Source organism: Aeromonas sobria (assembly GCF_006243315.1).
Classification (GTDB): domain Bacteria; phylum Pseudomonadota; class Gammaproteobacteria; order Enterobacterales; family Aeromonadaceae; genus Aeromonas; species Aeromonas sobria_A.
Genome location: NZ_NKWE01000039.1, coordinates 1 through 22,703 on the forward strand (window position 1 = coordinate 1; position 22,703 = coordinate 22,703).

The 22,703-nt window shown below is 58.6% G+C and carries 18 protein-coding genes; 14 read left to right on the top strand and 4 right to left on the bottom strand.

Features of this window, described 5'->3' with window-relative positions; translation table 11 throughout:
* Positions 1-646: 646 nt before the first annotated feature.
* A complete protein-coding gene (rapA, locus tag CF137_RS12260; RefSeq protein ID WP_139719302.1) occupies positions 647-3,514 on the top strand; it encodes an RNA polymerase-associated protein RapA in 2,868 nt (955 codons plus the stop codon).
* A 115-nt stretch (positions 3,515-3,629) separates the two neighbouring features.
* Complete coding sequence (gene rluA / locus CF137_RS12265; RefSeq protein ID WP_101326371.1) at positions 3,630-4,286, top strand: bifunctional tRNA pseudouridine(32) synthase/23S rRNA pseudouridine(746) synthase RluA; 657 nt, start codon at positions 3,630-3,632, stop codon at positions 4,284-4,286.
* 72 nt (positions 4,287-4,358) lie between these two features.
* On the opposite strand, the gene CF137_RS12270 is transcribed toward rluA, so the two are convergent.
* Positions 4,359-4,547, bottom strand: coding sequence for a hypothetical protein (locus CF137_RS12270; protein ID WP_005336040.1), 189 nt, complete (start codon positions 4,545-4,547; stop codon positions 4,359-4,361).
* Between the two features lie 336 nt (positions 4,548-4,883).
* Here CF137_RS12270 and dhaK point away from each other — a divergent pair, with 336 nt between their 5' ends.
* The 4 genes from dhaK (at position 4,884) to CF137_RS12290 (ending at position 8,559) form a co-directional block, all read left to right on the top strand.
* Positions 4,884-5,954 (top strand): dihydroxyacetone kinase subunit DhaK, encoded by a 1,071-nt coding sequence (gene dhaK, locus CF137_RS12275; protein ID WP_139719304.1) that lies wholly within the window; start codon positions 4,884-4,886, stop codon positions 5,952-5,954.
* A gap of 15 nt (positions 5,955-5,969) precedes the next feature.
* On the top strand, positions 5,970-6,599 hold the full coding sequence (dhaL, locus tag CF137_RS12280) for a dihydroxyacetone kinase subunit DhaL (protein WP_068979379.1): 630 nt from the start codon (positions 5,970-5,972) through the stop codon (positions 6,597-6,599).
* A 1-nt stretch (position 6,600) separates the two neighbouring features.
* Entirely contained in the window at positions 6,601-7,317 is a 717-nt protein-coding gene (dhaM, locus tag CF137_RS12285) for a dihydroxyacetone kinase phosphoryl donor subunit DhaM (RefSeq protein WP_139719307.1), read from the top strand.
* Positions 7,318-7,476: 159 nt separating this feature from the next.
* On the top strand, positions 7,477-8,559 hold the full coding sequence (locus tag CF137_RS12290; RefSeq protein ID WP_139719309.1) for a glycerol dehydrogenase: 1,083 nt from the start codon (positions 7,477-7,479) through the stop codon (positions 8,557-8,559).
* 94 nt (positions 8,560-8,653) lie between these two features.
* On the opposite strand, the gene dhaR is transcribed toward CF137_RS12290, so the two are convergent.
* The gene (gene dhaR, locus CF137_RS12295; protein WP_139719508.1) at positions 8,654-10,555 is read right to left on the bottom strand and encodes a dihydroxyacetone kinase operon transcriptional regulator DhaR; all 1,902 of its coding nucleotides are present in this window, start codon (positions 10,553-10,555) and stop codon (positions 8,654-8,656) included.
* A gap of 478 nt (positions 10,556-11,033) precedes the next feature.
* Between dhaR and CF137_RS12300 the strand changes: the two genes are divergently transcribed.
* On the top strand, positions 11,034-11,921 hold the full coding sequence (locus CF137_RS12300; RefSeq protein ID WP_139719311.1) for a bacteriophage abortive infection AbiH family protein: 888 nt from the start codon (positions 11,034-11,036) through the stop codon (positions 11,919-11,921).
* A gap of 131 nt (positions 11,922-12,052) precedes the next feature.
* Entirely contained in the window at positions 12,053-12,991 is a 939-nt protein-coding gene (locus CF137_RS12305; RefSeq protein ID WP_139719313.1) for a hypothetical protein, read from the top strand.
* 484 nt (positions 12,992-13,475) lie between these two features.
* Here CF137_RS12305 and ydiK read toward each other — a convergent pair whose 3' ends face one another.
* Positions 13,476-14,561, bottom strand: a complete 1,086-nt coding sequence (gene ydiK / locus CF137_RS12310) for an AI-2E family transporter YdiK (RefSeq protein ID WP_162515925.1) — start codon at positions 14,559-14,561, stop codon at positions 13,476-13,478.
* The gene (locus CF137_RS12315) at positions 14,558-16,000 is read right to left on the bottom strand and encodes a bifunctional NUDIX hydrolase/phosphatase PAP2 family protein (RefSeq protein WP_139719315.1); all 1,443 of its coding nucleotides are present in this window, start codon (positions 15,998-16,000) and stop codon (positions 14,558-14,560) included. The genes ydiK and CF137_RS12315 overlap by 4 nt, the downstream gene beginning before the upstream one ends.
* 185 nt (positions 16,001-16,185) lie before the next feature.
* On the opposite strand from CF137_RS12315, the gene CF137_RS12320 reads away from it, so the two are divergent.
* From CF137_RS12320 to CF137_RS12345, 6 genes are all read left to right on the top strand, one after another.
* Positions 16,186-16,566 (top strand): hypothetical protein, encoded by a 381-nt coding sequence (locus tag CF137_RS12320; protein WP_101320613.1) that lies wholly within the window; start codon positions 16,186-16,188, stop codon positions 16,564-16,566.
* A gap of 260 nt (positions 16,567-16,826) precedes the next feature.
* Complete coding sequence (gene hslR, locus CF137_RS12325) at positions 16,827-17,225, top strand: ribosome-associated heat shock protein Hsp15 (RefSeq protein WP_101320617.1); 399 nt, start codon at positions 16,827-16,829, stop codon at positions 17,223-17,225.
* Positions 17,226-17,315: 90 nt separating this feature from the next.
* On the top strand, positions 17,316-18,200 hold the full coding sequence (gene hslO, locus CF137_RS12330; RefSeq protein ID WP_162515926.1) for an Hsp33 family molecular chaperone HslO: 885 nt from the start codon (positions 17,316-17,318) through the stop codon (positions 18,198-18,200).
* 149 nt (positions 18,201-18,349) lie between these two features.
* Positions 18,350-19,975 carry a phosphoenolpyruvate carboxykinase (ATP) gene (gene pckA / locus CF137_RS12335; RefSeq protein ID WP_068979391.1) on the top strand — a complete coding sequence of 542 codons (1,626 nt, stop codon included), beginning with the start codon at positions 18,350-18,352 and terminating at the stop codon, positions 19,973-19,975.
* A 204-nt stretch (positions 19,976-20,179) separates the two neighbouring features.
* Positions 20,180-20,845 carry a GntR family transcriptional regulator gene (locus CF137_RS12340; protein WP_101320621.1) on the top strand — a complete coding sequence of 222 codons (666 nt, stop codon included), beginning with the start codon at positions 20,180-20,182 and terminating at the stop codon, positions 20,843-20,845.
* A gap of 33 nt (positions 20,846-20,878) precedes the next feature.
* Entirely contained in the window at positions 20,879-22,681 is a 1,803-nt protein-coding gene (locus CF137_RS12345; protein WP_101326355.1) for an aminopeptidase P family protein, read from the top strand.
* The last annotated feature ends 22 nt before the right edge of the window (positions 22,682-22,703 follow it).

Below are 22,703 nucleotides of genomic sequence, written 5' to 3' on the forward strand. Positions count from 1 at the left end.
CGCCAGCGTTCAATCTGAGCCATGATCAAACTCTTCAATTTAAGTTTGGTTTGCGTCGTGTCATTACCGAAGTAACAACATTCAGCGGCTCAATGAATTGCTGAAATAAACTGTTCGACTTCTTATTGCTAAGAAATCGTCTTGGTCACTTCACCAGACATTGAAAATCAAAAATTAATTTTGATGCTCGATGCTGTGAGTGCCCACACAGATTGCTTGATTCAAATTGTTAAAGAGCGGCGCAACAGTTCGTTGCTGCGGGAGTGGAATTCTACTCAACCGCCTTCTCGAGTCAAGCCTTATTTTCAAAGGCTTTTCGAGGTTACCGACCGGGCTGTTTGCGTTGCCGCTTGCCCTGTCGATGTGGCGCATTATAGGGATCTGGATCACGCTTGCAAGAGGCATTTAGAATTAAATTCGAGTTTTTAGCTCAACCGTTCACTAATTACCCAAAAAGTCGATTTATCCTGCAACAACACGCTCATTTGACAACGCAGACCTATTATCAGTCGGCACTGGCAGGCCGTAGATCAAGGTTATGGCGATTAGGTATCACCACTTCTATATGCATGGTGATCGAGATCACGGCTTCGGGTAACATAGCGCCCCTTTGCGATTCACACACTCTTGGGCTTTGGAGAGTTTAATGCCTTTTGCACTTGGCCAGCGTTGGATTAGTGATACAGAGACGGATCTGGGGTTAGGGACTGTCGTTGCTGTTGAAGGACGCATGGTTACCCTGTTGTTTCCGGCGACCGGTGAAAACCGTATGTATGCCAAAGAAGAGGCGCCGGTAACCCGGGTCAGCTTCAATGTGGGCGACCAGATCGCCACTCACGAAGACTGGACCATGACGGTCGAAGAAGTGCAGGAGAAAGATGGCCTGCTTATATATGTAGGTGTTCGCACCGACAATGATGAGCCCGTTGCCCTCAAGGAAGTGTTCCTCAGCAACTTTATCAAATTCAACAAACCGCAGGAGCGCCTGTTCGCCGGTCAGATTGATCGGATGTCTCGCTTTACCCTGCGCTATGAAGCGTTGATCCATCAGCACAAGCGTCGCCTTAATCCGACCCGTGGGCTGGCCGGTGGCCGGGTCAGCCTGATCCCGCACCAGATCTATATCGCCCATGAAGTGGGTCACCGCTATGCCCCGCGCGTACTGCTGGCAGATGAAGTGGGTCTGGGCAAGACCATCGAAGCAGGCATGATCATTCATCAGCAGCTGCTCTCCGGTCGCGCCCATCGGGTGCTGATCCTGCTGCCCGAAACCCTGCAGCACCAATGGCTGGTCGAGATGCTGCGTCGCTTCAACCTGCACTTCTCCCTGTTTGACGAGGAGCGCTGCATCGAGGCATTCGCCGATGCGGAGAACCCCTTCGAGACTGAACAGCTGGTGATCTGCAGCCTCGACTTCCTGCGCAAGAAGCGTCGTCGCTTCGAGCAGGTGCTGGAAGCCGAGTGGGATCTGCTGGTTGTCGACGAAGCGCACCATCTGGGGTGGAGCGAAGATGCCCCCAGCCGCGCCTACGAAATGGTGGAAGCGCTGGCCGAACAGGTGCCGGGCGTGCTGCTGCTGACCGCTACCCCGGATCAGCTGGGCCACCAGAGCCACTTTGCCCGTCTGCGCCTGCTCGATCCCGAGCGTTTCTACGACTACGAGGCCTTCCTCGCCGAAGAGCAGGCTTATGGCCAGGTCGCCAGCGCAGCGCAAGAGCTGCTCGATGGCGAAACCCTGAGCGATGAAGCCAGGCAGATCCTCGCCAGCCAGCTGGAAGGACTGGATCTCGGCGATGCCGCTGCCCGTCAGCAGGCGGTCGCCAAGCTGCTGGATCAGCATGGCACCGGCCGGGTGCTGTTCCGTAACAGCCGCGCCAACATTCAGGGCTTCCCCGAGCGTCACCTCAACGTCTACCCCATGCCGCTGCCGGAGCAGTACAAGACCGCCATCAAGGTGATGGGCATGATGGGTGGCAACGGTGGCGATCTGCAGACCCGCGCCTTGCGCTACCTCTACCCCGAGAAGATCTTCCAGCAGTTTGAAGGCGACAACGCCACCTGGACCCAGTTCGACCCCCGCGTCGAGTGGCTGCTGGGGCTGCTGCTCTCTGCTCGCCAGCAGAAGGTGCTGGTGATCTGCTCCGAAGCGGCCACCGCCATTGCGCTGGAAGAGGCGCTGCGTACCCGTGAAGGGATCCGTGGTGCCGTGTTCCACGAAGGGATGACCATTCTGGAGCGGGATAAGGCCTCTGCCTATTTCGCCCAGCAAGAGAGTGGCGCTCAGGTGCTGCTCTGCTCCGAGATCGGTTCAGAAGGTCGCAACTTCCAGTTTGCCAGCCATCTGGTGCTGTTCGATCTGCCGCTCAATCCGGATCTGCTGGAGCAGCGTATCGGCCGTCTGGATCGTATTGGCCAGCAGAACATCGTCGAGATCCACGTCCCTTATCTGGAAGGCACCGCCCAGCGCGCCCTGCAGCTCTGGTATCACGATGGTCTGGATGCCTTCGAGCAGACCTGCCCGACCGCCCGCCCGGTGTTTGAAGCGGTGCGTGACGAGCTGTTTGAGCTGCTGGCCGCCAACACTGGCGATCAGGCGACCCTCGATGCCCTGCTGGTCAAGACCCGCGAACTGCATGAGCCGCTCAAGGCCCGGCTGGAACAGGGTCGCGATCGCCTGCTGGAGATCCACTCCAGCGGTGGCGCCGCCGCCCAGCAGCTGGTCGACAAGCTGGCTGCCGAAGACGGCGACACCGGCATGATCTCCTTCGCCCTCAAGATGTTCGACGAGATCGGCGTCAATCAGGATGACCGTGGCGAGAACGCGCTGGTGCTGACCCCGGGGGATCACATGCTGGTCTCCAGCTTCCCGGGCCTGCCGCAGGATGGCATGACCATCACCTTCGATCGCCCGACGGCATTGTCGCGGGATGACATGGCGCTGCTCTGCTGGGATCACCCCATGATGCGCGGCGGTATCGACCTGATCCTGGGCTCCGAGATCGGTGCAACCTCAGTGGCACTGCTTAAGAACAAGGCGCTGCCCATCGGCTCCATTCTGCTTGAGCTGATCTTCGTCGCCGAGTCTGCGGCTCACCCCCAGCTCTACCGCTTCATGCCGCCAACGCCGATCCGGCTGCTGATGGACAAGAATGGCCAGAATCTGGGCGAAAAGGTGGCGTTCGATGCCTTCAACCGCCAGCTGACCCCGGTCAACCGCCATCTTGGCAGCAAGCTCGTGACTGCATCCCAGCCGGTTATTCACGGTCTGATAGGCAAGGGGCAGCCGATTGCCGAAGAGTTGAAAGCCGTGATTGTCGACAAGGCCCGTGCCCAGATGGCGCAGACCCTGCAGCAGGATCTCGATCGTCTGGAAGCGCTCAAGGCGGTCAATCCAAGCGTGCGCGACAGCGAACTGGATTACCTTCGTGATCTGCAGGCAGAATTGCACCACCTGATCGACCAGACCCAACTCAAGCTGGATGCCATCCGCTTTATCGTGGTCACCCATAACTGACGCGATATTGAGAAGGCATGCGCTGATCCGGCTCACGCTGGATGCCATGCCCTTTATGATTGTGGTTACCCATAACTGATGGGGGCTTGCCCCCACCTTCTGATGCGAGACATTTATGTTTGAATACTCACCGCCGCTGGAACCCTGGCTCGAGATCCTGTTCAAGGACAAGGACATCATGGTGGTCAACAAGCCCACTGGCCTGCTGAGCGTCCCCGGGCGCGGCCCCGAGAATGAAGACAGCGTCCTGCATCGGGTGAAACAGCAGCACCCCAAGGCGGCGGCAGCCCATCGTCTCGACATGTCTACCACTGGCGTCATTGTCATTCCTCTCAACCCCAATTCTCATCGGGAGCTGAGCCGACAATTCCGCGAGCGGGAGACCGAGAAGCACTACCTCGCCTGGGTGTGGGGTGAGCCAGAGGCAGAGTCAGGTCAGGTTGACCTGCCGCTCTGCGTCGACTGGCCCAACCGCCCGAAACAGAAGGTGGACCACGAGGAGGGGCGTCATGCCCTGACTCTGTGGGAAAAACTGAAGGTGGAGAACGGCAACAGCCTGATCAAGCTGACCCCCATCACAGGTCGCTCGCACCAGCTGCGCGTTCATATGCTGGAGCTGGGGCACCCGATTCTGGGTGACAACCTCTATGCCCATCCGGATGCGCTGGCTGCGGCCCCCCATCTCTACCTGCATGCAGCGATGCTGACCATCAGCCATCCCCGCAGCGGCGAACGGATGACCTTCGAAGCACCGGCCCCCTTCCCGCTCTGATCCGAATGGATGCGAAGCAAATCGCAGATATAAAAAAGCCCCCATCGCGAGATGGGGGCTTTTTCATTAGGGTCAGACACGAATATCGATCTTGCTTCCCAATGAAGCGCTGGCCGATGTCGGTGCAACCGGCGCTGATTGCGCTGCGTTTTGCAGCAGCTTCAGCGCAGCTTCGCCCTCTTGAGTCTGCTGTTTTTTAGCCAGACTGGCCGTCATCAACGCAGAACCAAACGACGCATTTGCAGAACTTGATATATCCATAGGGTTCCTCCTGCACTCAACAGTATCGGCCAACCAGCGCAGAACATAAGTACTGAATGCAAAACAATCTGAAAATGGCTTTTCTATCAACCAGATTGATTTAGCACACAGTGGGTAATCTATGGCTCTAACCCAGCCAGCCCTTTTCATGGCTGTGAGGTCGCTAACAGTTTCCCGCCCGTTTGCCCCGCACCGTTTCAGATTGAAACGCCGATCCCCTCTCTGCTGTTTCAAATCCGAACCGAACAGGCCGTCATTTTTCTCCCGATTTATCCCGTTAGACTGGGTCCATCAACCATTTGCCCACCCGTGCGGTGGCAAGCCAAGGAGTGAGCTATGAAGAAACTGATCAATGCCGTCGATGCCGTGGTCCGTGAACAACTGATGGGGATGGCAGCCGCCCACCCCGAGCTCAAGGTCCGTATCGAACCCCACTACATCACCCGCGCCGACTCCCCCGTGATGGGCAAGGTCGCGCTGGTCTCCGGCGGTGGCAGCGGCCACGAGCCGATGCACGGCGGTCTGGTGGGCAAAGGGATGCTGGATGGCGCCTGCCCTGGCGAGATCTTTACCTCCCCGACCCCGGATCAGATGTACGAGTGTGGTCAGGCCGTTGATGGCGGCGCGGGCGTGCTGTTTCTGGTGAAGAACTACACCGGTGACGTGCTCAACTTCGAGACCGCGGTCGAGCTGCTGCACGGCGACGGGGTCAAGGTCGGCTTCTCGCTGATCGATGACGACGTGGCGGTGAAAGACAGCCTCTATACCGCCGGTCGCCGTGGCGTTGCCACTACCGTGCTGTGCGAGAAACTGGTAGGGGCCGCTGCCGAGGCGGGCTATGACCTGACCCGCTGTGAAGCGCTGGCCCGCCGCATCAACAACCAGAGCCGCACCATTGGCGTTGCCATGCATGCCTGCACCGTGCCTGCCGCTGGCAAGCCCTCCTTCACTCTCGCCGACAACGAGATGGAGTTCGGCGTGGGCATCCACGGTGAGCCGGGCATAGCGCGTCGCCCCTTCACCGACCTTAATACCCTAGTGGACGACATGTTCAGCGAGCTGGCTGACAACACCCCCTATGGCCGCACCCTGCGCCACTGGGACAGAGCCTCCGGCAGTTGGCAGGAAGAGCACACCTTTATCGAAACGCTGAATGCGGGCGATCGGGTCATCGCGCTGGTCAACAGCCTCGGCGGCACCCCCATCTCCGAGCTCTATGGCGTCTATGGTCGCCTCGCCACCCTGTGCGAAGAGGCGGGCATCCATCTGGTACGCAACCTGATCGGCCCCTACTGTACCGCCCTCGACATGACCGGCATCTCCATCACATTGCTCAAGGTGGATGATGAGCTGATGACCCTGTGGGATGCCCCCGTTCACACCCCCGCCCTGCGTCGCGGTTGCTAAGGAGCCTTTACTCTCATGCTAAGCAAACATCACATCGTCAACTGGCTGCTCGACTGCGAGCACATCTTTACCGAGCAGCGTGACTACCTCACGGCGCTGGATACCGATATCGGCGACGGCGACCACGGCCTCAACATGCAGCGCGGCTTTACCAAGGTGGCCGAAAAGCTGCCTGCGGTGGCAGACAAAGACATAGGTCAGGTGCTGAAAACCACCGGCATGACCTTGCTCTCCTCGGTCGGCGGCGCCAGCGGCCCGCTCTACGGCACCTTCTTTATCCGGGCGGCGGCCAGTACCGATGCCTGCCAGAGCCTGAGCCTCAGTCAGCTGTGCAAAATGCTGAGCGATGGGGTCGAGGGGATCGTCTCCCGCGGCCGCGCCGAACCGGGTGACAAGACCATGTGCGACGCCTGGTGGCCAGCACTGGCCGCCCTGCAACAGGCGCAGCAGCAAGAGTTGCCGCTCAACGATGCGCTGGATAAGGCGGTGGCTGCCGCCGCAGCCGGAACCGAGGCCACCATCCAGATGCAGGCTCGCAAGGGGCGCGCCAGCTATCTTGGCGAGCGCAGCATCGGCCATCAGGATGCCGGGGCCACCTCGACCCTGTTGCTGCTGACCGCCCTGCGTGACAGAGCGAGGTTGTAGCATGATCGGAATCGTAGTTGTCTCTCACAGCGCCATGCTGGCGGCCGGTTTGAAAGCACTGGCCGACCAGCTCGGCAGCCCGGCCAAACTGCTGCTGGCGGCCGGGGTCGATGACCCCGACCACCCCATAGGCACCGATGCCATCGCGGTGATGAGTGCGATAGAAGAGGCGGATGACGGCAGCGGCGTACTGGTACTGATGGATCTGGGCAGCGCTCTGCTTAGCGCCGAGACCGCCCTCGAACTGTTGCCCCCCGAGTTAAGCGCCCGGGTGCGACTCTGCCCCGCCCCGCTGGTCGAGGGCACCCTGGCCGCCGTGGTGGCGGCCGGTTCCGGCATGACGCTGGATGAGGTAGCCACCGAGGCGCTCGGCGCGCTGGGCCCGAAACAGGCGATGCTGCCTGCCAGCGCGGCGCAGACCGCCACTGAGACCGCCCCCGTTACCGACGACGGCTGGCTGCGCTGCGAGGTGCTGGTGGATAACCCCCACGGCCTGCATGTGCGCCCCGCCGCCCGACTGGTGGCTGCCCTCAAGCCCTTTGCCGCTGAACTCAAGCTGCAAAAGGGGGATAAAGAGGCCAACCCCCGCAGCCTGACCCGGCTCACCATGCTCAACGTGCGTCAGGGCGACACGCTCACCCTGCTGGCGCACGGGGAGGATGCCAGCGCCGCATTGGCCTGCTTCCAGCAGCTGGCAGCCGAGCGTTTCGGCGACTGACGCCGCACGCCAACCCGTTTCCAGGCGCGGCACCGACCGAATGGGCCAGCTGCCGCGCCACTGTAATACAAGTAAAGACGAAGGACTCCCCGGCACTGCCGCCCCTTCGCCCCTGTTAGTTTCAAAAGAAGTCTTATGAACTAGAGAGAGGGATAAAAAATGGACCGCATTATCATCAGCCCCAGCAAATACGTGCAAGGCAACGGGGCCCTCGCCAATATCGGCAACTACGTCAAGGCGCTCGGCGCCAAGCCGCTTATTCTGGCCGACGCCTTCGTCACCAAGCTGGTGGGCGATACCGTGGCCACCAGCTTCCACAGTGTGGGCATCAAACCCGAGTTCGACTGCTTCAACGGCGAGTGCTCCCGCCCCGAGATCGACCGCCTGCTGGCGCGCTGCAACCAGACCCCGTTTGACGTCATCATCGGCATCGGCGGCGGCAAAACGCTGGATACCGCCAAGTCGGTCGCCTTCTACCAGAAGGTGCCGGTGGTCATAGTGCCCACCATCGCCTCCACCGATGCCCCCACCAGCGCACTGGCGGTCATCTACACCCCGGAGGGGCAGTTCAGCGAATACCTGATGATCCCGACCAACCCCAACATGGTCATCATGGATACCGGCGTGGTCTCCCGCGCCCCGGTGCGGCTGCTGGTCTCCGGCATGGGGGATGCGCTCTCCACCTACTTCGAGGCGCGCGCCAACAAGGTCTCCGGTTGCCAGACCATGGCCGGTGGCGCCTCTACGCTGGCGGCGCAGGCCATCGCCGAGCTCTGCTACAAGACTCTGCTGGCCGACGGCTACAAGGCCAAGCTGGCGGTGGAGCAGGGGCTCTGCACCAAGGCGGTGGAGAACATCATCGAGGCCAACACCTATCTGAGCGGTATCGGCTTCGAGAGCAGCGGGCTGGCCGCCGCCCACGCCATACACAACGGCCTGACCCAGCTCACCGAGTGTCACCACCTCTATCACGGTGAAAAAGTGGCGTTCGGTACTCTGGTTCAACTGGTGCTGGAGAATGCGCCGATGACGGAGATCGAGACAGTGCTGGCCTTCTGCCGCTCGATCGGCCTGCCGACCAACCTTCATATGATGGGGGTCAAGGAGCTGGATATGGCGCGCCTGATGGCGGTGGCAAAAGCCTCCACCGCCGAAGGGGAGACCATCCACAACATGCCGTTCAAGGTCACTGCCGAGGATGTGCTGGCGGCCATCGTCACCGCCCACCAGTTGGGGCTGTAACCGCACCACGGCTGACCTTGCCAGATAACACGGCCCCGCAACTGCGGGGCCGTTTCATTTTCAGCGGGCCGGTTCGCAACGGCCTGAATAACCGTCAACCGTGATAGTCGGCGGGATCGATCTCGAGCAGTTTGAGCCGCCGCCACAGGGTGGTGCGACTGATGCCAAGATGCTGGGCCATCTGGCTCACCTGCCCCTTGCAGGCGTGGGCGCAGCGCAAAATGGCTTGCCGCTCCAGCTCTGCCAAGGTGAGCAGCGGTTGCCCCACCACCTCATCCGCCACCTGCTGATAGCCGTGGCGGATGGCGGCGGGCAGCGCCTCGGACGGGATCAGCCCCTGACCGGAGTGAAGCAACGCATGCTCGACGGCGCTGCGCAGCTCCCCGAGATTGCCGGGCCAGGGATAGGCGAGCAGACAATCGAGGGCTGCCGGACTGAACTGGCGCACTGGCTCGCGCCCCTGCGCCGCCAACTGCTGGCTGATCAGGCCCGGCAGATCCGCCGCGCGCTCCCGCAAGCCCGGCAGCCACAGCTCGCACGCCTGCAAGGCATAGAGCAGCTGGCGACCAAACAGCCCCTCCTGCACCAGCTGCTCCAGCGGGGCGCTGCTGGTGGCGACGATCCGCACCTTGAGCGGCAGAATGCGGGCCGAATCGAAGCGCTGGATGCGGCCAGTCTTGAGCAGCTGCAGCAGCGCCGCCTGCATGGGAGCAGAGAGGCACTCCACCTGCTCCAGCACCAGCGTGCCGCCGTGGGCCAGCTCGAACTTGCCCGCCCGCTCCTGCCCCGCCTCGTCGGAGCCCATCAGCTCCAGCGCCATCCGCTCGCTCGGCAGCGCCTTGCAGTTGAGGGTAATGAGCGGCCCGGCAGCCCGTTCGCTGCCAAAGTGGATCGCCTCGGCAAGCTGGGCCTTGCCCACCTCCTCCTCACCGCGCAGCAAGATCGGCCCCTGACTCTGGGCCGCCTGCCGGGCGTAGCGAAGCAGCTTGCGCATGGCGCTCGACTCCCCCACCAGCGCCGACAACTCGGGCACCGTCTGCCGTAGCTGGTGAATGGCCCGCAGCCGATCGACCGGATGCAGCAAGGCGATAAAGCTGACCCCCTCCGGCCCCGGCAGCGGCTTGAGGCTCACCAGCGCATTGATAAACTCCCCCTGCTGAGCGCCGAGCCGCTCCAGCGTCACCTCCACATGACTAAGCGGCGTCTGCCCCTTGATGGCCAGCTGCAACCGCTGGGGTAGCAGCAGATGTTGCTCCAGCGGCTGACCGAGACAGAGCGCCGGATCGAGCCGCAGCCGGTGGGCCGCCAGCGCATTGAGGTAGCGCAGTCGGCCCTGTGGATCCCAGGCCAGCACGCCGTCATCCATGCCATCGAGCAGGGCGTAAAGCTCGCTCAGGTGGTGCTGGGACTCCTGCATCAGAGTCTCCATCTGCAGCAGATGGGCCAGCTCGCGCCCGGCGCTGACGGCGAGCGCCAGATCGCCGGCGCTCGCCTCTTCCACCTTGCAGATCAAGGCGATGATGGCGACCTGACGGCCATTGCTGTTGTAAACCGGACTGGCACAGCTGTGCCAGGGGTGCAGGGTCTGGTTGAAGTGCTGGGGGCCGCTGACGCAGAGCGGCACTCCCTCCAGCGCCGCCAGATTGATGGCATTGGTGCCGATGCGCCCCTCGCTGAAAAAGGCGCCGGGGCCAAACCCCAGCGCCGCCAGCTCCGCCAGCGTGTCGGGGTGGCCGGTGCGGGCCAGCAGACAGCCGCTCTCGTCGGTGAGCAGCAGGGCGCAGGGGCGCCCCTCCATAAATTCGTAGAGATCTTCGAGGGCCATCTCGCCGGTGGTGAGCAGGTCCCGCTTGCGCTGGCGCAGGCTCTGCAAGGTCTGCCCCTTGGCGCTGTGGGGCGGATGCCAGAGGGTTGCGCTGGTCTGGTGGGCGCAGCGCAGCCAGGAGGCCTGCAGATAGTCAGGCCAGGGCTGCAGGTGCTGGTGGTCAGATGGCATGGTCACAGCAATATCCGGCAAAAAAGATAAGCTGCCATTTAACCATGCCCTCCCCGCAGATTCAGTGACCTGCCTCAGAGGGTGGCAACCCCGCCCTCCTACCGGTCGGGTTTGCCCCGGCAAATTGCTGGCCGAGCCTGTGGCAGAAGGCGCAGCACTCCTTCGCTCTCTTGATATATCGCCCCAATCACACTCCTGACTTGTTTATGAACAGGAGGTCGAATGGCGCTTTCCATTGCCGCCCCTTACGTGTATTTTTGCTCAGTGACAAAAAGTAGAGCCAAAAGAGGATGTTGATCGAGTACGTTCAGCACTATAGGCTGGTCGGGAAAATTCTGATTTAAAATGATTTTTTCGTGGAATCGATCATGGCGAACCTGAGTTATATGGAAGGATCTATTAACGGATTAGTACCGCCTTTCATCTAATCACTGTTATATGCACGTCAAGATATTACCAATAGTAGATGGAGGTGTAAGTGTCTACTTTATTTATAATAGGAAACGGGTTTGATATCTGGAATCGGTTGCCGACCAGTTATTGGTACTTTCATCAGAAATACAAAGATCGTCTAGATGAACATATTCATTACTTTGATGATTTCTGTGACGTTGACTCTGAGTGGGCTAACTTTGAAGAGTCACTGGGCTCATTTAATCAAGATGAATTTCACGATAATGCTGCAATGCAGCCATCTTTAGAAGAGTTGGGTGACGATCCTAAGTTACTATATGGCTTTGAGGATGAAATCGCGATAAAGAAAGAAGAGCTTGTTGATGACATAACAAGTGCTTTCAATGCTTGGATTCGTTCGGTAGACGTAAATGAAGCGCAAAAGCTAATACACTTCAACCTACCTGCATATTTTGTAAACTTTAACTATACGACTACTTTGCAAGATGTTTATAGCATTCCTGAGCACAACGTACTTCACATACACGGAAAGGTAGGCAGAGAAATAATATTTGGTCATGGTCGCAATCTTATATCACCTGCTATTAACGAGGAACGTGATGAGCCGTGGTTTCACGAATCAGCGAAAGCTGTAGCACAAGTGTACGGTGTTTTTCATAAGCCGGTCGATGAAATTTTAGATCGTCACCGTCAAACTCTTAATAATTATGATGATATTGAGAATGTTGTAGTGATCGGACATTCAGTTAATGCTATTGACGCGCCATACTTTCAATGTATCTTGGACGCTTACCCTACAGCTAATTGGCAAAATTATAACTATGAAAATCTATACGATGGCATTGATGAAGTATCGGAAACACACGATAGACTTCTAGCTCTTGGAGTCCCAGCTGATAAGTTGAGTTCATTCTCATCAGATAAATTAAAAGAACTTTACCCATTGCTATAGTGTGCATATAACAAGGTATTTAAGAGTGATTCCCAACACTTGGCATTTTTCATTCCGTCGTTGGGTTTCATGTTTACGGTGGTATGGTTAAGTATCGTGGTAGCGTTGCTCACACCTTAATGAGGCGTTAAATGCTAGGAGGTAAAAAGTTGGTTCGTCATGAAATGTGGAGAAATGAATATAGATCTCACAGATATATGGATTTTTTATCGAAAAGTGAGCTGGAAGACCGGACAAAGCAAATTATTTCCAATATGACAATTCTTTCCGCTGAAGGAAAGATTGGCTTACATGGTACTAACGAACATGGCATATACTGGCTTCAAGTGTGGACTCATGTTTTGGAAGAGTTTTTTATTAGGTACGGACCTTATCCAAATGGTTTTGCAGATGGGTCAATGTCAAATGCAGAAATCGTCAAAGCATCTTTTCCCGAACCTCCAAAAGCTGCAACAGCTTTAGAACAATCTGGAGGGTTTAGTGAAGGGGCTATTTGTAAGTTTGGTAAGTATGAACATTTAGATGGGATGTTCAATAAGGGACATATTCGCATTGCTCCGGCTTCATATTATAAAGACCCATCATTAAATAATGCAATCCGCGATGATGAACTATCCTTTGAAGTTCAAACAAGAGCTGATGGGCTAGTTTTTGAGGACGTACAAGGCGTTAAAATACCTGCCTTTGGTCAAGTTAAATTTAAATTAGAAAGCAACACAAACTATTACGTTCATTGCTTTGCTTCTAAATATACGTTTAGGGAGTATGATGATTTTGATGCTGATTGCTGTATTATCATCGATAAGCCGCGGGAACTATTTCAAAAGATGATGAAAGCTGTGAAAAAGGTTAAGTCTGATTTTAAAGGCTTTGCAGCACCAGTAAAATACCTTGATCCATTAAATGTAAGCCCTGATGATGTAAATGTATTTTTAGCTAAACATTTTAAATATAGCTATCAAAATGAAGTTAGGACTATATGGTTGCCAGAAGAACCTCAAATGCAACTGGAACCTTTCTTCATAAACGTAGGCTCTATGGCTTCGTACGCTCGGATGGTGCGTATTTAACAAACGCTTCAAGAGGGAAAGCCCCACGTCGTAATACTTGGCGCAGGCGCTAGTTATGCGGCGCTCCCTGGTGGCGACAAGCACGGGAGAAAGCTCCCGTTAATGAATAATCTCATTGAGACGCTTGGTCTCTAGGATTTGATTGCCAGCCCGTAGGTTCGATTAGCCGTAAGGCGTAATCGGACCTTCGCGTAACTGGGTTCTCCCGCTATAACGGCCAGCCGCATTTTCGCTCTGGCAGGTGCCGCTGACCCACAAAGACAACCGGGGCAGCGGCATCTCGATCGTCCGATTACGCTTCGCTAATCGAACCTACATGAGGCGGTAATATGTGGTGAATGCCGGTTGGTGCGGATCAGCCAATCTGACGCCATCGCCATAAACCACGATAGCCAAAAACAGAAGAGCCGCCCGATGGGCGGCTCTTTGCATCAGCGATGGTGACTGATTCGTCTTGTTACCGAATCGTCTTTTTACTGAATCGTTATTGGGCCTTGGGCGCTTCAACCGCAGCGGCTGCCGGTTGGTCATCTTCCTTGATCCAGGCATCCAGCAGGGTGTAGCCCACCGCCAACACTACTGGACCGATAAACAGACCGATGATCCCCATGGTCAGCAAGCCGCCGATAACACCCACCAGAATAAGGATAAGCGGCAGGTCGGCGCCACGCTTGATCAGGAAGGGGCGCAGGAAGTTGTCCATGGTGCCCGCAATCAGTGACCACACCAGCAGGAAGGTGCCCCAGGTGGTGTCACCGCTCCAGTAGAGATAGCCAACGCTGGCCATCAGCACCGGGAAGGGGCCAATCTGGGCGACGATCAGCAGGAACATCACCACCACCAGCACCATGGTGTAGGGGATGCCGGCAATCAGCAGACCAACACCGGCCACCGAGGATTGCACCAGCGCAGTCACCACCACTCCCATCGCCACGGCACGGATCGCCTGTGAAGCGAGCACTGTGGCATTGTCACCCCGCTCGCCCGCCAGTCGGTGGGCGAAGCGGCGAATACCGGTCGCCACCATTTCACCGGAGTGATAGAGCACACCGCAGATACCGACCGTCAGCAGGAAGTGGACGAACAGCAGCCCCAGATTGCCAGCCTGGGAGGCCAACCAACGGGCGGTCTGGCCAAAGTAGGGGGTCAGCTTGGCAAACAGCACCTGACCACCGCTCGCCAGGATCTGCTGCCAGAACTCATACAACTTGGTACCTACCAGCGGGATCTGCTGCAACCAGAGCAGCTCGGGGGGCGGTGACTGGCTGATAGTGGTGCCCAGCTCGATCAGCATGGGGGCTTTCTCCGCCACATTGGCCAGAGTCATAAAGAGCGGGATAACAAATATCAGCAGCAGCACCAGCGTCATAAACAGCGCGGCCAGCGAACGCTTGCCCCACAGCAGCCGCTGCATCATCAACATCAGTGGCCAGGTGGCGATGGTGATCATGGTGGCCCACACCAGCGCAGGCAGGAAAGGTTGCAACACCATGAAGCAAGAGATAATGAGGATACTGATAAACAGCACCCCCAGGGTTATCTTGGCCAAATCCACTTTTTTCACATTCATAAAATTCCCTTGTTCGGGCATTTGCCCTTGGGTCGTGTGTTGTTTTTCAAGAAAGAGAGTATCCACCAGAGGCCAGCGCTCAACCAGAGCCCCAGCCCGAAAAAGAGCAATAACTGGCCGAGCAGGATAGTGAGCGAACTGCTGGTCAGCAGCGGCAACCCCCACAGCATGGCACCGATCACGGCGCCACCCGCCAGCGTCACACCACCGGTCAACAGCGGCGAATAACCGTCACGGGGCAAGGGCGCCAGCCCACCGAGCCAGAGGCCGACTGCTGCCAGCCCAATCCCGGCCAGATGGGCCGATTGGGCCCAGCCTGCGATCAGCAGGCTGGTTGCAATCAGTAGCAGCCAGCCTGCCACACCCCCATCCAGTCGCCAGCAGGGGCGAGCAGCCAGCAGCAAGCCGCCTATCAGCAGCCCAACCGCCACATCGGAGATAAAGTGCACCCCAAGCCAGATCCGCGCCAGACCGGTGACCAGCGCCAGCAGCAGAGCCAGCGAGATCGCCCGCCAGCGGTGGGTCGGCCACAGCCAGCCAAGCAACGCGCCCCAGAACAGCAGGGCCGAGGCGGTATGGCCGCTCGGCATGCCAAAGCCCTGGGCACTGTGGGCAGCCAGCAGCGGTTGCAGATGGAAGGGGCGCGGCCAGCCGATCCCCTCCTTGCCCGCTTGCACCAGCAGCCCAAGCCACAGCATGGCGAACAGCAACTGGCGCAACCGTGGCCACCCCAGCAGCGGGAGCAGCAAAGGTATCAGGGCAAGCTGAAAGCCGCCTGAACCAAACAGATTGCTGACCGACAGCCACCAGACATCGGGCCCCAACCACTGCTGTAAATCCATCATTAGCGGGATCTCGGCCTGATGCAGCGCGCTGCCCTGGGCCACGAAATCGGCATGCCAGCGCACCTCGCTCTCGGGCACCTGATCCAGCCGGGATTGCAGCCAGTCGAGCTGATCCGGGAAGCGGCGCTGCTCGCGGGGGAGCTGGTCGATGGCGATCAGCCGGGCGTTGAGGATCTCCCCACCCAGATTGGGAGCCTGCAGGATGGAGACAAAACCTGCACCCTGCTGGGCGGCTGAGTTTCGCTGCGCGGCTGGATCTCGCTGGGCAGCTGTATTTCGCTGCGCGAGAATGGGCTCAAGGGTGCGGCAGGCGAAGATAACCGCCCGTTGCCAGCGGCCCAGCTCCTGCCCCACCTCCCCCTGCAAACCGGTCTCTTCATAGAGCTCGCGCAGCGCCGCCTGCTGCGGACTCTCGCCGCCATCGATATAGCCACCGCTCAGGCTGTAGCGGGAGGAGATACGATCCTGCACCAGCAACAACTGATCCTGATGACGGATGGCACAGGCGGCCGCCGTAGGGGCCGCAGGCTCGGCACTCAAGGCTGGCGCAGCGGCAATCAGCGTCAGCAACAGTAAAAAGAGGGTTCTCGACATCAATTTGCTTTCCCTATGCTCAATGGCGACAAGCCTCCCAGAAATCAGATAGTTGGGCAATGGTAGCGGCCGGATCGCCGCAGTTCCCACGGCGATGGCGGTGCACGGAAGATTGCGATGAAGCAGAGCACTCCCTACTATTGGCGCCTATCTTCAATTTCATGCAGCAAACGCTGGAGCCCTCCATGAGACAGTTCGGCTTTTTCATCGGCATCGCCATCGGTGTCATTTTGATACTGTTCGGCAGCATCGTCATCTTCCAGGCACTCCCTGCCGCACTGGATGTACTGGAGATGCCAAGCCGCATCCCGTTTGTGCGCGAGGTTTACACCTGGCTGATGACCAGCGCCAACGGCCTCACCGCCCAGCTGGAGCAAAACTTCCTGGAAGCCTTCCAGACCGTGCTCAAGCTGATCCTGCTCATTACCTTCATGTGGGTCTGCGTCAAGCTGGTCAACATGGGGGTGTTGCTGATCCGCGCCGGGGTTGATCTGATCCGCACCGCCATCGCCCACAGCGAAGGCCCGCACGACCAGAAGAAAGCGGATCAGCAGGATCACTTCTAATCCCGCCCGTGGTCGATTGATGTGAGAGATGCCGCGCCAAACAGGGGCGGCATCTTTTATACACTATATAAGCAGCCCCCACCGACAACCCGGTGCAGACGCCCCCAGTCACCGACTTTTCCTTGTGAATCAGTACACTGCCCATATGTTGCAGCACATAGGCATAAGTTGCCCACCCGCGCGGCTGCCGCCCGGTTGCTATCCCGGCCCCGGCCTCTGATATAATCGATAGCCACTTTTCCCCGTTATGGAGCCTGTTCATGCCCAATCATCCAGAAAGTACCCTTGAGGTTCGTCTCGACAAGTGGCTGTGGGCAGCCCGTTTCTACAAGACCCGCTCCGTGGCGCGGGATCAGATCGACGGGGGCAAGGTGCACTACAATGGTCAGCGCAGCAAACCGGGCAAACAGGTGGAAGTGGGGGCACTGATCCGCCTCTGGCAGGGTCAGGATGAACGGACAGTGCGGGTGCTGGCCATTAGCGAGCAACGCAAATCGGCTCCGCTCGCCCAGCTAATGTATGAAGAGACCGCCGAGAGCCTGAAAAAGCGGGCAGAAAACAGTGAAGCCCGCCGTTTCAACAGCCAGTTTGCCCCCAGCCCCGAGCGTCGCCCCGACAAGCAGGAGCGACGCCAGCTGATCAAGGTCAAGCAGTACTGACCGACCCCGTTAACACAAGGCTGATGAGGCACCCTGCGGTCACTCGCCAGCCGAACCGATTTACCTCACCGAACAATCCAGGAATCAATGATGAGTAACCAAGATCTGCTGTATCGCTATCTGTTTGAAGAGTACGAAGTGCGTGGCGAGCTGGTCCAGCTGGATCACACCTACCGCCATGTGGTGGAAGCCCAGAGCTACCCGGTACAGGTACAAAAACTGCTGGGCGAGCTGCTGGTAGCCACCAGCCTGCTGACCGCCACCCTCAAATTTGAAGGCTCCATCACGGTGCAACTGCAGGGCGATGGCCCGGTGCGTCTGGCCGTTATCAACGGTGACAACAACCAGCAACTGCGCGGCGTAGCCCGTTATGAAGGCGATCTGCCGAGCGATGGCAAGCTGCAGAGCCTGATCGGCAACGGCCAACTGGTCATCACCATCACCCCGGAGCAGGGCGAGCGTTATCAGGGCATCATAGCGCTGGACGCCGACACCCTGGCAGGCTGCCTGGAGCGCTACTTCGAGCAATCCGAACAGCTGGCCACCAAGTTGTGGATCCGCACTGGCTATCATGAGGGTGAACCCCGCGCAGCCGGTATCCTGCTACAAGCCTTGCCTGCCCAGAACGAAGACCACAGCCATGATTTCGAGCACCTGACCCAGCTCACCAGCACCATCAAGGATGAAGAGCTGTTTGGTCTGGAAGCGGAGGAGATCCTCTACCGTCTCTACCATCAGGACAAGGTACGGGTATTTGACCCGCAGGCGGTCGAGTTCCGTTGCACCTGCTCCCGCGAGCGCTGTGAAGGAGCTCTGCTGCAGATCGAAAAGGAAGAGGCGATGGCGATGGTGCAGGAGCTCGGCAACATCGATATGCACTGTGACTACTGTGGTGCCCAGTACCAATTTAATGGGATCGATGTCGAAACCCTGTTCAGTAGCACTCCTGGTAATGATGCAAACAAGTTACACTAATTAAAGGCGGGCAAAACCCGCCTTTAACTTTAATAACAAAAATAAGCCATATTTTATAAACTTTGATGGTGATCGCTAAACTCTACCACCTAAGTGATAGGATGGCTCTCAGATAGAACCCTACACACCTCTGAACCCAGGAGAATACAATGACAATCGTGGCAGAACCCACCCTGGCCCAACAATTAGGACTGGACCAGTACGGCATCAAAAACAGCCAAGAAATCGTTCGCAACCCCTCTTACGACCAGCTTTTCGCCGAAGAGACACGTTCTGACCTGGAAGGGTTCGAGCGCGGTGTCGTCACCGAGATGGGCGCAGTCAACGTGAACACCGGGATCTTCACCGGTCGCTCACCAAAAGATAAATATATCGTCAAAGATGCCACTACCCAGGATACCGTGTGGTGGTCTGACCAGGGTAAGAATGATAACAAAGCCATTAGCCCGGCGGTGTGGTCAGATCTGAAAGCCCTGGTGACCCAGCAGCTCTCCGGCAAGCGGCTGTTTGTGATCGACGGTTTCTGCGGCGCCAACCCGGATACCCGGCTGGCGGTGCGTATCATCACCGAGGTGGCCTGGCAGGCACACTTCGTGAAAAACATGTTCATTCGCCCGAGCGATGACGAGCTGAAAACCTTCAAGCCCGACTTCGTGGTGATGAACGGTGCCAAGTGCACCAACCCGAACTGGAAGGAGCAGGGTCTCAACTCCGAGAACTTTGTTGCCTTCAACATGACCGAGAAAATGCAGCTCATCGGTGGCACCTGGTACGGTGGCGAGATGAAGAAGGGCATGTTCTCGATGATGAACTACTTCCTGCCCCTGCGCGGCATTGCCTCCATGCACTGCTCTGCCAACGTGGGTCAGGACGGCGACGTTGCCATCTTCTTCGGCCTCTCCGGCACCGGTAAAACCACCCTGTCTACCGATCCCAAGCGTGCGCTTATCGGTGATGACGAGCACGGCTGGGATGACCACGGCGTGTTCAACTTCGAGGGTGGCTGCTACGCCAAGACCATCAAGCTGTCTGAAGAGGCAGAGCCGGACATCTACCACGCCATCCGTCGTGATGCGCTGCTGGAGAACGTGACCGTTGCTGCCGATGGCACCATCGACTTTGATGATGGCTCCAAGACCGAGAACACTCGGGTCTCCTACCCCATCTATCACATCGAGAACATCGTCAAGCCGGTCTCCAAGGCGGGTCATGCCAACAAGGTGATCTTCCTGACTGCCGACGCCTTCGGCGTGCTGCCCCCGGTCTCCAAGCTGACCAAGGAGCAGACCAAGTACCACTTCCTGTCTGGCTTCACCGCCAAACTGGCCGGTACCGAGCGTGGCATCACAGAGCCGACGCCGACCTTCTCCTCCTGCTTCGGCGCAGCCTTCCTCTCCCTGCACCCGACCAAGTACGGTCAGGAGCTGGTGAAGCGGATGGAAGCGGCAGGGGCAGATGCCTATCTGGTCAACACTGGCTGGAATGGCACCGGCAAGCGCATCTCCATCAAGGATACCCGCGCCATCATCGACGCCATCCTGGATGGTTCCATCGAGAAGGCCGAGACCAAGGTGCTGCCCATCTTCAATCTGGCAGTGCCAACCGCGCTGCACGATGTGAACCCGGCCATCCTTGACCCGCGCGACACTTACGCCAACAAGGCCGAGTGGGATGCCAAGGCACAGGATCTGGCAGGACGCTTTATCAAGAACTTCGAGCGTTTCACCGATAACGACGAAGGCAAGCGTCTGATCGCCGCCGGTCCGCAGTTGTAACAGACTCGCTTCGCGTAAGTTCGCGTAAGAGAGACGATGCCGGTCAGCCTTGCTGACCGGCATTTTTGTTATGGTGCCCCGCTATTTTCGTGACCAAGCCCCGACCGGCCGCGCCACCAACCTTGCCTTGCCACACCGGGCGGGGTAGATTCAGCCAAACTCGCTCCTATCGACCATGTTGCAACGCCCAATCGTGACCCGACCATGACCCCCCCGTACCAGACTCGCACCCAGATGGTGATGGAAAACCTCCGCGGCCGGATCCTCCGTGGTGAGTTCCCCGCCGGCGCCCCGCTGCGACAAGATGCCATTGCCAAAGAGCTGGCGGTGAGCCGCATTCCGGTGCGCGAAGCCCTGATGCAGCTGGAGGCACAGGGGCTGGTCAAGTTCGAGGCCCATCGCGGCGCCGTGGTCACCATGCTGGACGCCTCGGCCATCGACGAGCTCTTTTATTTGCGAGCACTGCTGGAAGCCGATACCCTGTTTCACGCCGTCGACAAGATGACGGAAGCCACCTTCGCCCAAGCGGAGACGATCCTCAGCCAATTTGATCACGCCCTGGAGTCAGGCACCCAGATCGAACATTGGGCCGAGTTGAACCACAGCTTTCACGCCACCCTCTATCAGGCAGCCGGTCGCCCCCAGGCACTTGAACTGATCGCCCAGATCAATCTGAGCTGTGACCGCTATGTCCGCTTCGAGCTACTGTTTGCCCAGGGCGGAGTGGACAAGGCGGAGCGTGAACACGCCCAACTGCTGGAGTTGTGCCGCGCCCGGCGCAAGCATGAGGCGGTGGTACTGCTCAAACAACATATCGAAGCCGCAGGCCAGTCGATCAAACGGATCCTGGATAGCGGCCATAAAAACTGAACACTCATATAGCAACCATCTGGCACTAACGACATGATTAATTTCGAGATAATTGAAACCCGCGTCGCCCAAGTCAGGGCCGAGCTGGCCATGCAGGAGTTGGACGCATTTATTGTCCCCCACGATGATGAGCACCTCGGCGAGTACATCCCCGCCTATGCCGAGCGACTTGACTGGATCACCGGTTTCAACGGCTCTGCCGGGGTGGCCATCATCATGGCGCAGCGGGCCGCCCTCTTTGTCGATGGTCGCTATACGGTACAGGCGCGGATGCAGACCCCCGCCGAGCTATTCGAATTCCTCCACCTGAACAACGATCCCCATGTGCAGTGGCTGGCCGAACAGCTGCCGTCAGGCTCCCGGGTTGGCTTCGATGCCCGCCTGCACAGCCTGACCTGGTACAACAACGCCAAAGCCGTGCTGGCCGAACGCGGCATCGAGCTGATCCGTATCGAGCAGAACCCCATCGATCTGCACTGGTGCGATCGCCCCGAGCCGACCAAAACTCCGGTCATCCTCTACAGCGAGGCGCTGGCAGGGCAATCGAGCCAGGCCAAACGGGAGTTGCTGGCAGCAGATCTGCGCAAGCGCGGGCTGGATGCGGTGCTATTGACCCAGGCCGAGCCCATCAACTGGCTGCTCAACCTGCGTGGCCGTGACATCGAACGGCTGCCGGTGGTGCTGGGTTTTGCGGTGCTCTACGCCAACACCACCATGGATTTTTTCGTCGATGCCGACAAGATCGACTGCTTCGCCTTCAGTCAGCACGTGGGGCAGGATGTCTCGGTTTACCCCATCGACAAGCTGGGCGATGTGTTGCGACGTATCGGTGAAGATCAGCAGAAGGTGCTGGCCGATCCCGACAGCGCCAACGCCTGGACCCAGCTCATCATGGAAGAGGCGGGCGCCATTCTGGTAGCGGGCCAAGACCCGACCATGCTGCCGAAAGCGTGCAAGAACGAGGTTGAGCTGACCGGCATGCGCGCCGCCCATCTGCGCGATGGCGTCGCCATGACCCGCTTCCTCGCCTGGCTGGATCGACTGATCGCCTCCGGCGAGTTCGAGGGGGTGGATGAAGGCACCCTGGCCGATCAGGTGGAAGCGTTCCGCCGCGAGCAGGAGCACTACGTCGAGCCGAGCTTCGACACCATCTCGGCGCTCGGCCCCAACGCCGCCATGTGCCACTACCACCACACCAACGGCACCCCCCGTGCATTTGGTCAGGACAGCCTCTATCTGCTCGACTCCGGCGCCCAATATATGGATGGCACCACCGACATCACCCGCACCATCAAGGTGGGTGAGGTGAGCGACGAGCAGAAAGCGATGTTTACCCGGGTACTGCAGGGCCATATCGCCCTGGATCAGGCCCGCTTCCCCCGTGGCACCGCCGGTATCCAGCTCGACGTGCTGGCCCGCATGCCGCTGTGGCAAGCCGGTTACAACTATGACCACGGCACCGGTCACGGCGTCGGCCACTTCCTGAGTGTCCATGAAGGGCCCCAGCGCATCGCGCCGAAAGGGAACATGGTTGCCCTGCAGCCGGGCATGGTGCTCTCCAACGAGCCGGGCTACTACCGGGAAGATGGTTTTGGCATCCGCTGCGAAAATCTGGTGATAGTGGCCGAGCTGGAACAGGTGGGCGAGCTGCCGATGCTGGGCTTCGAGCGACTGACCTACGTGCCGTTCGACACTCGCCTGATCGACCGCAGCTTGCTGAGTCAGGCAGAGTTTCGCTGGATCAACGATTACCATATCGAGGTGTTCCGCCGCCTGAGCCCGCTGCTCGAGGGCGAGGATCTCGCCTGGCTGGAACAAGCGACCAGTCTCATCTGATAACACAGGGCCTGCGGGCCCT

Coding starts and splice junctions, on each gene's coding strand:
- hslR (WP_101320617.1), top strand. CDS start 16,827: ATGCCCAATCATCCAGAAAGTACCCTTGAGGTTCGTCTCGACAAGTGG.
- CF137_RS12340 (WP_101320621.1), top strand. CDS start 20,180: ATGACCCCCCCGTACCAGACTCGCACCCAGATGGTGATGGAAAACCTC.
- CF137_RS12315 (WP_139719315.1), bottom strand. CDS start 16,000: ATGTCGAGAACCCTCTTTTTACTGTTGCTGACGCTGATTGCCGCTGCG.
- CF137_RS12290 (WP_139719309.1), top strand. CDS start 7,477: ATGGACCGCATTATCATCAGCCCCAGCAAATACGTGCAAGGCAACGGG.
- pckA (WP_068979391.1), top strand. CDS start 18,350: ATGACAATCGTGGCAGAACCCACCCTGGCCCAACAATTAGGACTGGAC.
- dhaM (WP_139719307.1), top strand. CDS start 6,601: ATGATCGGAATCGTAGTTGTCTCTCACAGCGCCATGCTGGCGGCCGGT.
- rapA (WP_139719302.1), top strand. CDS start 647: ATGCCTTTTGCACTTGGCCAGCGTTGGATTAGTGATACAGAGACGGAT.
- ydiK (WP_162515925.1), bottom strand. CDS start 14,561: ATGAATGTGAAAAAAGTGGATTTGGCCAAGATAACCCTGGGGGTGCTG.
- rluA (WP_101326371.1), top strand. CDS start 3,630: ATGTTTGAATACTCACCGCCGCTGGAACCCTGGCTCGAGATCCTGTTC.
- hslO (WP_162515926.1), top strand. CDS start 17,316: ATGAGTAACCAAGATCTGCTGTATCGCTATCTGTTTGAAGAGTACGAA.
- dhaR (WP_139719508.1), bottom strand. CDS start 10,555: ATGCCATCTGACCACCAGCACCTGCAGCCCTGGCCTGACTATCTGCAG.
- CF137_RS12320 (WP_101320613.1), top strand. CDS start 16,186: ATGAGACAGTTCGGCTTTTTCATCGGCATCGCCATCGGTGTCATTTTG.
- CF137_RS12345 (WP_101326355.1), top strand. CDS start 20,879: ATGATTAATTTCGAGATAATTGAAACCCGCGTCGCCCAAGTCAGGGCC.
- CF137_RS12270 (WP_005336040.1), bottom strand. CDS start 4,547: ATGGATATATCAAGTTCTGCAAATGCGTCGTTTGGTTCTGCGTTGATG.
- CF137_RS12305 (WP_139719313.1), top strand. CDS start 12,053: ATGCTAGGAGGTAAAAAGTTGGTTCGTCATGAAATGTGGAGAAATGAA.
- dhaK (WP_139719304.1), top strand. CDS start 4,884: ATGAAGAAACTGATCAATGCCGTCGATGCCGTGGTCCGTGAACAACTG.
- dhaL (WP_068979379.1), top strand. CDS start 5,970: ATGCTAAGCAAACATCACATCGTCAACTGGCTGCTCGACTGCGAGCAC.